At 35.2% G+C, this 11,145-nt stretch carries 11 protein-coding genes; 5 read left to right on the forward strand and 6 right to left on the reverse strand.

The features are described 5' to 3' along the window. Positions 1-251: 251 nt before the first annotated feature. The 4 genes from D1606_RS17195 to D1606_RS17210 form a co-directional block, all read right to left on the reverse strand. Positions 252-737 carry a tetratricopeptide repeat protein gene (locus tag D1606_RS17195; protein WP_119417248.1) on the reverse strand — a complete coding sequence of 162 codons (486 nt, stop codon included), beginning with the start codon at positions 735-737 and terminating at the stop codon, positions 252-254. A 114-nt stretch (positions 738-851) separates the two neighbouring features. Continuing rightward, positions 852-1,307: a hypothetical protein gene (locus D1606_RS18880; RefSeq protein WP_158582421.1), complete on the reverse strand. Its 456-nt coding sequence runs from the start codon at positions 1,305-1,307 to the stop codon at positions 852-854. 115 nt (positions 1,308-1,422) lie between these two features. Further along, positions 1,423-2,964, reverse strand: a complete 1,542-nt coding sequence (locus D1606_RS17205; protein WP_119417249.1) for a GNAT family N-acetyltransferase — start codon at positions 2,962-2,964, stop codon at positions 1,423-1,425. Positions 2,965-2,966: 2 nt separating this feature from the next. After that, positions 2,967-3,506 carry a glycerol-3-phosphate acyltransferase gene (locus D1606_RS17210; RefSeq protein WP_119417250.1) on the reverse strand — a complete coding sequence of 180 codons (540 nt, stop codon included), beginning with the start codon at positions 3,504-3,506 and terminating at the stop codon, positions 2,967-2,969. 250 nt (positions 3,507-3,756) lie between these two features. On the opposite strand from D1606_RS17210, the gene D1606_RS17215 reads away from it, so the two are divergent. From D1606_RS17215 to D1606_RS17235, 5 genes are all read left to right on the forward strand, one after another. After that, positions 3,757-4,473, forward strand: coding sequence for a gluconate 2-dehydrogenase subunit 3 family protein (locus tag D1606_RS17215; protein WP_119417251.1), 717 nt, complete (start codon positions 3,757-3,759; stop codon positions 4,471-4,473). A 27-nt stretch (positions 4,474-4,500) separates the two neighbouring features. After that, positions 4,501-6,216 (forward strand): GMC family oxidoreductase, encoded by a 1,716-nt coding sequence (locus D1606_RS17220; RefSeq protein WP_119417252.1) that lies wholly within the window; start codon positions 4,501-4,503, stop codon positions 6,214-6,216. Positions 6,217-6,471: 255 nt separating this feature from the next. Next, a complete protein-coding gene (locus D1606_RS17225) occupies positions 6,472-7,047 on the forward strand; it encodes a TetR/AcrR family transcriptional regulator (RefSeq protein ID WP_119417253.1) in 576 nt (191 codons plus the stop codon). A 189-nt stretch (positions 7,048-7,236) separates the two neighbouring features. Next, complete coding sequence (locus D1606_RS17230; protein ID WP_119417254.1) at positions 7,237-8,499, forward strand: glycosyl hydrolase family 18 protein; 1,263 nt, start codon at positions 7,237-7,239, stop codon at positions 8,497-8,499. Positions 8,500-8,663: 164 nt separating this feature from the next. Continuing rightward, the gene (locus tag D1606_RS17235) at positions 8,664-9,674 is read left to right on the forward strand and encodes a CAP domain-containing protein (protein ID WP_233548161.1); all 1,011 of its coding nucleotides are present in this window, start codon (positions 8,664-8,666) and stop codon (positions 9,672-9,674) included. Positions 9,675-9,780: 106 nt separating this feature from the next. Here the strand turns inward: D1606_RS17235 and D1606_RS17240 are convergent, their stop codons facing one another. After that, a complete protein-coding gene (locus D1606_RS17240) occupies positions 9,781-10,404 on the reverse strand; it encodes a LysE family translocator (protein ID WP_119417256.1) in 624 nt (207 codons plus the stop codon). A gap of 110 nt (positions 10,405-10,514) precedes the next feature. After that, on the reverse strand, positions 10,515-10,997 hold the full coding sequence (locus D1606_RS17245) for a YrvL family regulatory protein (protein WP_233548162.1): 483 nt from the start codon (positions 10,995-10,997) through the stop codon (positions 10,515-10,517). Positions 10,998-11,145 lie beyond the last annotated feature (148 nt).

Below are 11,145 nucleotides of genomic sequence, written 5' to 3' on the forward strand. Positions count from 1 at the left end.
ACTCGAACTCCTTTTTGCACAACTCGTACCCTCTTTTGCACAACTCAAATTCTCTTTTGCACAACTCAAGCTTCCTTTTGCACAACTCACTTCCTTTTGCACAACTCGCAGCTCCTTTTGCACAACTCGAACTCCTTTTTGCACAACTCGTACCCTCTTTTGCACAACTCAAGCTCCCTTTTGCACAACTCGAACTCCCTTTTACACAACTCACTTCCCTAGCGGCAAATCCAACCATCTTTCCCCATCAATTATTTCCATTTTTCATCCAATTTATCTGAATAAAATTCGATTGCTTTGCTATATGCCAATATTTGTTTATCTTTTGTTGTTTCGATTATGCATTTTAATAATAATTCCATTGATTCTTGATGTTGTTCAAGGTTATATAGTGTCATAGCAAAAAATACTTGAATGGCTTTGTTTGAAGGAAAGAGTTGGATTGCTTTTTGAAAGGTTTGGGCTGATTTTTCGTATTGACCTAATGTTCTGTATGTACTGCCTAATCCTAGTAATGCACCTTCGAGATTTTCATGATCTAATCCTAGACTTATGGCTCTTTCATAATAAGGAACTGCTTTTGCTTCTTCACCTAATACATCGAAACTCCATGCACATTGATAATGGATCTGAGCATTATTTGGAAATTGATCAGCTAAGTCTACTAAAAGTAAATTTGACTTTTTATAGAAACCATTATTTCGTAATTCTATTGCAGTTTGTATACTTTCTTCCATATAAATTCCTCCATATTCAAATTCAACTGTTGTATCCATTTTAATGCATATAGACTTTCCGCATCCAACCAAAAAAGCTGCACAACTATTAATTGCGCAGCTCTTTCAACCTTTTTATCTAAAACATTGAAATGACCAAATATTATTTCTGCTAATAATTCTGAAACTCCAACGATTGTTACGAGTACTCCAACGATAGCCCATTACTTGATCTCTTGTTACGGCAATAGGATAGAACCAGAAGTTACTTCCTCCAAAGGTCCAGATATACGTATTCCTAAACAAACATGAGCTTATTCCACTAGATCCTTGTCTGCTTGAATCCCTTGCAGGTGCGAATGCTGGTGGTGCCGCAGTTGGCATTTGTCCAGTTGGACCTCCTCCTGGTGTTCCTGGTGGAAAACCTGGTTGCCCTCCTGGTGGAAAAGCTGGTGGATAACCCGGTTGCCCTCCCGGCGGAAATCCTGGTGGGAATCCCGGTGAACCCCCTGGGAATCCTGGTTGCCCTCCCGGTGGTCCAAATGGTGGAGGCATCGAAGGTCTTCCAGGAAAATTTTGAGGCGAAGTCAATTAAATCCCTCCTTTCATCATAAAGTAATATATGAAAAGTGGGTGACTAGCCCTCCACGTTAGCCCTGTTTTAAAAATTAGTTACCTAAAAAACATGACTAAGAAACCTGGACAATTATCCTTCTATTACTTCTTGATAAAGATTGAAGAATTCACTTAATCTTTCAAAAATCTTTTCAAAACCAATGGATATAACAGAAATCTGAACAATATTATGTTTTTTAAGATAAGAACTTTCGTCATGCAACAAGAATCCATTCAATTTTGCATCTTCGCTAAAATTAGAAAGCGCTTTGGGTAATTTTAACGTAACAATCATTGGATAAGTTGCTTTTTCGACAATACAATATTGTGAAAAAGGAGAATTACGTAATTGGTCAAAGCGTGATTTAAGAGTATCAAAACGCGTTGGGTACATCTGTAATGCCGAGAGTGTATTCGAAACCAAATACGCAGGTAATGTAAAAGGAACAGGATGATTAAAATAATGTTCCAAGTTTACATATAATGGTGCATCATTAGTACCTGGTTTTTGATTTAAAAAGACAAATACAAGACCACTTAATGCACCAATTGCTTTTCCACTTACAGCTGTTGCTAAATATAACTGCTCCATTGAAAAAGGAAATGCCCCAAAGGTGCTGATGCAATCTACACAAACATTTACATTGTATTTTCTTGTTAACTTTAATACTGGTTCTAAATCATTGCACATTCCAGTTGAAGTTTCTCCGTGTACAAAACTAATCCATTTATATTCCCCAGTACATAAATGTTGTTCTAATTCTAGTAAATTAAAAGCCTCTCCCCATTTATACGTACAACTATCAAATGATAACTTCCAATTTTCCGCTTGTCTTATTAGCCGTTCACCAAACTCTCCATTTGCTAACATTAAACCTTTGGAATCTTTAAAATCTGCTTTGATTTGCCCTAACATCACGTCATTTGCTAATGTACCTGTACCAACGAAGGGGGTAACGTATTTTGCACTAGAAAGATGCAATAATTGGTTATTCATCTCTTTATAGAGAGTGAAAAACTTGGTCGATCGATGGGATGTTCCAGTATGTTCTAAAGGTTGAAGTTGTTCAACTGGACCAGGAAAGAAATTATGTTGCTTCAATCGTATTTGTTCACTCATCACATCACAGTTTTCCCTTGTTAAGATCATTGGCAAAAATGTCGCCTCAGCTGTTCCAATCATTTCTCCAAATTGTTGGAATCCTAACCGTCGATATAGTTTTTCTTCTTTTGTAATTCCGGAAATAACTGCTGCTGAATATTCCTTGTTATATACGTAAGTATAAATTGCTTTTGCTAATTGACTAAACACGCGACCATTTCGATAGTCTTTTTTAACAGCTAACAACCGAATTTCGCAAAGCTTTTCACATACCTCTTTGTCAAGTTTCAACTCTACTTTTCCAATCTTTTCATCCAATGAAAATGGCCTTTTATCACGAAAAGCTAACATCCCTACCATTTCTGTATCTTTATAAACAACTAAGTATGTATTTTCATCATGAAATCGGTCAACCAATCTTCTTTCTTCATTTGATTGGTGTTGAGGAATCTCTTCTACAAATGTTTCGTAATTTAGTTTTGCTATCTCATCAAATTCCTTATCAGTTGTTGCAATTTTACACCAATACATCGTCATCTCCACCTTATCATTAAGCTTTCTCTATGTTTCCAAGTAATCATTACTAAAGCAAATATTATCGGGAAGTACATTTGTTTATGTAGCAGAAAAATTGAAGCACTATATACGATAAAACCAAACACCATACTTTTGGTTAAACTTTTGGTAAAAGGTAATGCTACGATCGTACCGATAGCTAATGTTAAAAATAGGATTGGATTTAAACTGATCAATCCTCCAATCATTGTTGCTACGCCCTTTCCTCCTTTAAGACGTAGGAATATTGGGAAAAGATGCCCTAAAATACAAAATAAAACACCAAAAGAAATAATCATCTCATCAAGCCCTAAATATTTACCATATAAAAATGCCACAACACCCTTTAATGCATCCCCAAAGAAAACAAAACAAAATGCTAGTTTACCAAGCGTTCGCCCGGCATTACGTGCTCCCACATTTCCACTATTCTCGTTCTGCAAGGATACTCCATACCATTTACCAACAATCCAGCCAGTCATAAAATTACCTATAAAATAACATATGACAAAATACATTATTATCTCCAAATAATCACCGCTACTTTTTTATTTTTGCGTCACTGTTTTATTTATTTCGCTATATTTTGATAAAAACCTTCCTACTAACTAAGTACATTAGAATCGATATTATTTTCCTATTAATATGACAAATTGCTTAAGCATTATTGACTAATTATAGTGAACGGTCTATTATTTAAATTGCACAAATCAATTTTATGAAAATTAATGTCATGAAATGATTTTTTATTTTAATGGAGGTATTGAGATGGCTGATAAGAAAAATGTAGATTCAACTTCACGTCGTGCATTTCTGAAAACTTCAGGAGTTGCATTGGGCGGTCTAATCGTTGGTGGTGGCGTTACTTCTTTACTTACAGGTAAGGCTTCTACAGAAAAAAAACAAACGAAAACAACTAAAGTGGATTATTCTGAAGCACTTCAATTTTTCAAAAGAAGTTCAGATTTTGATGCATTAAGTGCTGCTACTGAGGCTATTTATCCAGAGGATGAAAATGGACCAGGTGCTATTAAACTAGGCGTTCCATACTATATCGATAAACAACTAGCAGGTAGTTATGGCCATAATGTTAACGACTATATGAAAATACCTTTCCAAGAAGGTGAAGCTCCCCTTTACAATGCTGATATCATCTTGCAAGGCGTTCGTCGTCTAAACGAAGTAAGTAATACTCAACACAAAAAATTATTCAAAGAGCTTACTGAAGATCAACAAATTGAAATCTTAACACAATTTGAACAAGGTAAAGTGAAAATGCGTCTAGTCAACTCCGCCATCTTCTTTGCATTACTTCGCGAAATGACACTAGAAGGCTGTTACTGTGATCCAGTTTATGGTGGTAACAAAAATATGGCTGGATGGAAAATGAAAGAATATCCAGGTGCACAAATGTCATATGCCAATATTATTGAAGAAGAAAAATTTATTAAAATGCAACCGGTCAGCTTAGCAAGTCATAAATAATAACTTACATAAATGGAGGAACTTAAAATGGTAAAAAAACTACCCAAAGTGGATGTTGTCACTACAGGTATGGGCTGGACAGGCGGTATTGTTTCAGCTGAATTAACAAAAGCCGGATTTAAAGTAGTCGGTTTAGAACGTGGTGAGGAACGTACCACTGAAGATTACCTTCACGGTCATGATGAAGTAAAATATACTGTACACAAAGAGTTAATGCATAAACTAAACAAAGATACGATTACATTCCGTAATAATTTAAATGAAGTTGCAAAGCCCGTACGTAATATCGCTTCTCTAACAATTGGTGAAGGTACTGGGGGCGGCGGCGCTCACTGGGGTGCACAAACTCACCGTTATTATCCATATGATTTCGAAATCCGTACACTAACAGAAAAAAAATATGGTAAGAAGAAAATTCCAAAAGACATGCTTATTCAAGACTGGGGCATTACTTATGATGAACTAGAACCTTATTATGTTAAATTTGAAGAAATGGCTGGAATTTCTGGAGAAGTTGACCCTCTTGCTGGTAAACGATCAAAAGATTACCCTAACCCTCCAATGAGAAAAACACCATCTATGAAACTATTCCAAAAAGCATGTGAAGACCTTGGATATCATCCATATACTGTTCCATCTGCTACTGCTTCTCAATTTTATAAAAACCCTGATGGTGAACAGCTAAGCGCATGTCAATATTGCTCTTTCTGTGGTAACTATGGCTGTGAATATGGCGCAAAAGCTGATCCAATTGTTACTGTTATTCCAACAGCTAAAAAGACAGGCAATTTCGAATTACGTACAAATTCAGAAGTAACTCGTGTTTTATATGAAAACGGGAAAGCAACTGGTGTCCTTTATCGCGATACACGCACTGGTGTCGAATACGAACAACCAGCTGATTTAGTCGTTCTAACAAGTTATACATTTAATAATGTTCGTTTATTGCTTTTATCAGGAATTGGCACACCTTATAATCCTAAAACTGGAACAGGTATCATCGGGAAAAACTACTGTGACCACCATACCATTATGGGTGCTACAGGTTTCTTTGATGATGAAAAATTCAATTTATACATCGGTACTGGTGCTCTAGGAATGGCATGTTCTGACTTTACTGTTGATAACTTTGACCATTCAAACGTTGACTTCATCCATGGTGGTCAAATTGAGATGCACCAATTTGGAAATGAGCCAATTAGTAATAATGCGGTTCCTATGGGCACACCAACATGGGGAAAAGAATTTAAAAAAGCTTCTTTAAAATATTCAAACCGTCAAATTTCTGTTGTCGCTCAACGCGGTATTATGCCTTGGAAACAACACTATCTTGATCTTGACCCTAATTACAAAGATGCATATGGTGATCCATTAATCCGTGCAACTTTTGACTACACAGACCAAGACCGCAATTTAAATGAATTTTTAGTCGAAAAATGTGCAGGCGTCCTTAAAAAAATGGGTGCTTCTAAAATTGACAAACACGTAATGCCTGAACATTTTGGTGGTAATTTCACTTACCAACATGATGCTGGTGGCGCTATCATGGGGAATGACCCTAAAACTTCTGCAGTCAATAAATATTTACAAATGTGGGATTGTGAAAATCTATTCGTTTGCGGAGCATCTGCATTCCCTCACTTCGGAACAACTAACCCAACAACAACTTTAGGTGCACTTACTTACCATGCAACTGAAGGTATGATTAAATACTTAAAAAAAGGCGGACAATTAGTAAAATAATAGTTTCCTATTCGAAAAGACCACTTCAATCATAATTAGAAGTAGTCTTTTTACTATATTTGTAAACAGAGGAAGTATATTTAGATTGACCTACGAATTTTAAATGTCTTATGATTAAGTAAAACTTCCATTTGTGGAGGTCATACTTCCTACAAAATGTGTTGTTTTTAATTAGATTTATTTTTCACTTTATTTTTTAGTGACATACTACCTATTAAGATGTAGGATAAATCTATTAAGAGCGAGGTGTAAGCGATGACAAAAAAGGACGCAAAACAAAATATCATCCATGCTGCTTCTTATTTATTTCAATCGCAAGGATATCATGCAACAGGTATTAATGAGATTATTGAAGTCAGTGGTTGCCCAAAAGGTTCACTCTACTATCACTTTCCAAATGGTAAAGAGGAAATCGTACTTGCATTTTTAGAATCTACTAAAATAAATGCAGCCGAAGAAATGCAAGAAATCTTTGATAAATATCCTATAAAAATGGCTGTTGCTAACTATGTAAAGCATATTGCAACTCAAGTAATGGATAGTAATCGTAAAGCTTATCGAATCGGTTTAGTCGCACTTGAATCTTCTAGTATTAGTGAAGCTGTACGCCAAAAATGTATAGAAACGTTTGATTATTGGAAAGCGATTTTTCAAGGATATTTTGCCAAAGCAGGATATAGCGAGAAGGATTCAGAAAGCCTCGCTGATTTATTTATTGTATCAATGGAAGGGAATTTAACGATAAGCGTGACGTATCAAGATAGTTCGATCATGCTAAAATGGTTAGAACAATTTCTTATAATTATGGATACATATCATCCATCACACTAATATTGTGAGTATCAATTTTTGATGTAAATCATTAATTGTTACTCCTTTATTTCCTCATTTAATCGTACCCCCTCTTCCTACCCACTAAAACTTTACATATAGTTTTAAAAAATTTTTTCAAATATGTATGCCCATCTAAAATCTGAAGCATATCCTTATAAAGACGACTAATATAAAGGTGGCGGTTCTTTGTTTATCTACGTCGTAAATTATGGTGATTCGATCTTTTCTATTGCCAATAAGTTTAATGTGACAATGGATAGCATTCGAATTACAAATGGATTATCTTCCGACAGAATAGTTCCCGGTCAAGATTTACTAATTCCTACTGACCAATATATTGTTCAACCTGGTGATTCTTTATATACGATTTCACAGATGGCTATGGTACCAGTTGATCGGATTAAAGCTTATAATGGTCTTCAATCTAATATGCTAAATGTTGGAACACTACTTTACCTTCCTCCTAGAGTCAAATATAACGCATACAGCTTTGGTTATATCTTCCCTACTACGCCCGAAAATGATGAAATGATAACACGAACTTTTGCGCCAATTACCACCTACTATGGTATTTTCGAACATCATGTAGATGCCAATGGAGATTTAAGTCCACTTAACGATCAAGGCATCGTAAATCTGTCTCGAGAAAATTATGTTGCACCGATTGCTGTCATTACCAACTTAACAAGTACTGGCTTTAGCTCTGCTATTCTGCGTCAAATTCTACCCTCCCCTTCTCTAAGACAAAATCTTATTGAAAATATCTATCTATTATTGACAAGTACAAATTACGCAGGCGTCAATATCGATTTTGAATTAGTGCCTGAATCAGAAAGAGATAATTACACAACTTTCTTAAGAGAATTACGAGATCGCATAAAACCAGAAGGATATTCTTTATCAGTAGCAATTCCTTATAAAACCAGTGCAACAGAACCGGAATGGAATAAAGGATATGATTATGGTGGAATAGGTGCCGTAGTCGACTTTGCTTTTCTCATGGCTTATGATTGGCACGAAGCAGGAAGTGAACCTGGACCTGTTGCGCCGTTCAACGAAGTAAGAAAGACGGTCGACTATGCCATTGAAACAATGGGAGCTAACAAAGTAATTCTTGGAACCCCTCGATATGGCTATGACTGGACAATGTCAAATGGCTCAGTAGAAAGTGCAAGAGCTCTTTCCGTGGCAGATGCCTATAGAACAGCCATGGATAATAACGTACCTATTTCGTATTCAGCCGAATATCAACAACCTTTCTTCACTTATTGGGATGAAGCAGGAAAACGACATATTGTCTGGTTTGAAGATGCTAGAGCGCTTGCCCAAAAACTGCAACTCATTACAGATCGGCGTTTAAGAGGTATCGGCTCGTGGCATCTAGGTCTACCATTTACACAATTCGCTGTGTTAATAAGAGAATTTTTTAACATTAGAAAAATTTTATAATTGATCTTTTTAAGGAATATCTTCTGCTACTGCTATTCTACAATAACTTATTTTCCAATTTTCTAATCAATAAATCCCGTTCTTTAATTATCAATATCTTAATAATGACGAACAGCAGACTTTAATTATATAATTCGATTAGAAGTAAATTAGGAGAAGATTACATGAGCAAACTTTTAAAAGTACTGTTTTTACTATTTGTCATTATTGCTGGATATAAATTCAGTCAAGATATAGAGATGGATTCAAATACGAAGGAAAAAATTTCAACCGCCGCCGAAACTATAAAAACACAAACGAAGGAAACGGTCGAAAAACTACAGAAACAAAAAGAAGTCATTGAGGAGCAAAATAAGGAAAGAAAAGTAGCAGATACGAACATTCCTCAAACAACGAACGCTAGGAAAATGACAGTTGCAAGTGAGTATGGTCAAGATTGGCATTTGTACGAACAACAATACAAAAACTTCACTTTAAAACTTCCTGATAAAAACGGTGGATATATAGCCGGGAAAGGCCGTACCATTTTCGGTGCAACTACTGGTAAAACAACTTATAGCCAATTAAAAGCTGAGCTTGGTAAACCGTTAACAAATATCAGAAAAGGAAACGACATTTATCAGCTTCAAAATAACAAGGAACAATTAGTCTATCCTATCGATGGTTATTTCGTGACGTTCTTCTTTGATGTACACAATAACAATAAGTTACGCTCTGTCCAATATATAAAGAAAAGTGTTGAAATGCAAAAAGACGGCTATTATGGCGAGGCATCCAATAAGCTGAGAGCAGGATATGAAGCGTTAATGGTTGAACTGATCAACGAAAGCCGCGTTGAGTTTGGTTTAAAACCATTAGCATACGATAAAGGACTCACCGCAGAAACACGTCAACATAGCCAAGATATGATTGACCATCAATTCTTCTCTCATACCGGAAGCGATGGAAGCCAACCGCACGAACGAATGCAAGCAGCTGGTTATCAAGAAAGAATGTATGCTGAAAATATTGCTTACGGACAATATAGTAGTATTTTTGCACATGAAGGACTGATGAATAGTCTCGGCCATCGTAAAAACATCCTAAATCCCGATTTAACCCATGTTGGTGTCGGAGTTGCCTTTGATGCAAATAATGTTCCGTACTATACGATTAATTTCTATACACCTTTTTAAAAATAGATGAACTAAAAATGCAGTTGGAGAAGATTTTTCATCCAACTGCATTTTTGTATATTAAGAATGGCATTGATCATCATTAATTGCCTTAACGCTATTCCTATTAATTTTCACTAAAAGCTATTTTTAATCCAATTAATACAAAGAGTGTGCCTTGTATCTTATTTAGACGTCTTGCAACAGCTGGTTTTCCAATAAGCCATTTTCGTAACGTACTCGCAAATATACTGAAGAGACAAAATAATATAAACGCCTGCACTAAAAAGACAAAGCCTAGAGTAAACATTTGCAGAGAAACATGCCCAGCATTTGGGTTTATAAATTGAGGTAATAGTGCTAAAAAGAACAAGGAAACTTTCGGATTCAATATATTCATCAAAATTCCTTTTTTATATAAATCCTTATATGCCATTTTGTTTTGTTTATGGATGGTAAAAGGATCCTCCTTAGCATGGAATGCCTGCCATGCTAAATAGATTAAATAAGCTGCTCCGGCAAACTTTACAATGGTGAAAATAAACGTTGATTGATAAATAATTGCCGATATCCCAAGAACTGCTGCCGATATATGAACCAGTAACCCCGTACACAATCCCAATGTTGTATAAACTCCCGCTTTCCAACTTTGCGTTAAGCTTTGTGCCAACACAAACAAATTGTCAGGGCCTGGCATTATGCAAAGAATGATTGATGCGCCTAAAAAAGAGATTAATAAAGACAATGATATCATTTAAATTACACATCCTTCGATCAAATCTATGTTTCTATTATGCAATAAAATGAATATTCTGTCATTAATGATTCTTTTTCTTCGATATTTACAAAAAAATACAATTTTTATTTGGAATTCATTCTTTCTTCTATTTCCTCGAATTCTTCACTATCAATTGTTGGTGGTTCTTCATCCGTCTCTTTTAATTTCCAACTAATAAATCCAGTTATTATTGAAAATATAACTGCACCTTGCCATTCTATCTTAATGTTCCCCATAAAAGTATCAAGTAAATTAATTAAGGTAAAAGTCAATCCTGTATCTAATAAAAATGATAGCAACCCTTTACTAGATCGAATTATACCAACAGAATACAATGCTTTGGGTATCGCATTTGATATTAAAGAGAGAGGTATTTCAAGTAATAAATATAAAACAAAAAAGAACACTAAAGCCCCCATTGAATTATACTGTAACCCTAGTAATCTCAAAACAAAAAATTCAAAAAAGCTAATACCAAGTAAAAAAAATAGTACAATAGCTAAACAAATTACTATTGTCTTAACTCTGTTGATATTAAACACTTCCTTTCCTATAATAATTGACACGGTTTTAATGACTCATATGGTAGTAAACAGCCATTTATAATCATTTTAATTATACATACACAGTTACCTTACTATATCTAAGAATTGAAACTAACTCAAATAATGGTCGGATTATTTTATAGCCACTCCATTAATCATTCTATCTCTC

The sequence above is a fragment of the Rummeliibacillus sp. POC4 genome (genome assembly GCF_003576525.1).
GTDB lineage: Bacteria > Bacillota > Bacilli > Bacillales_A > Planococcaceae > Rummeliibacillus.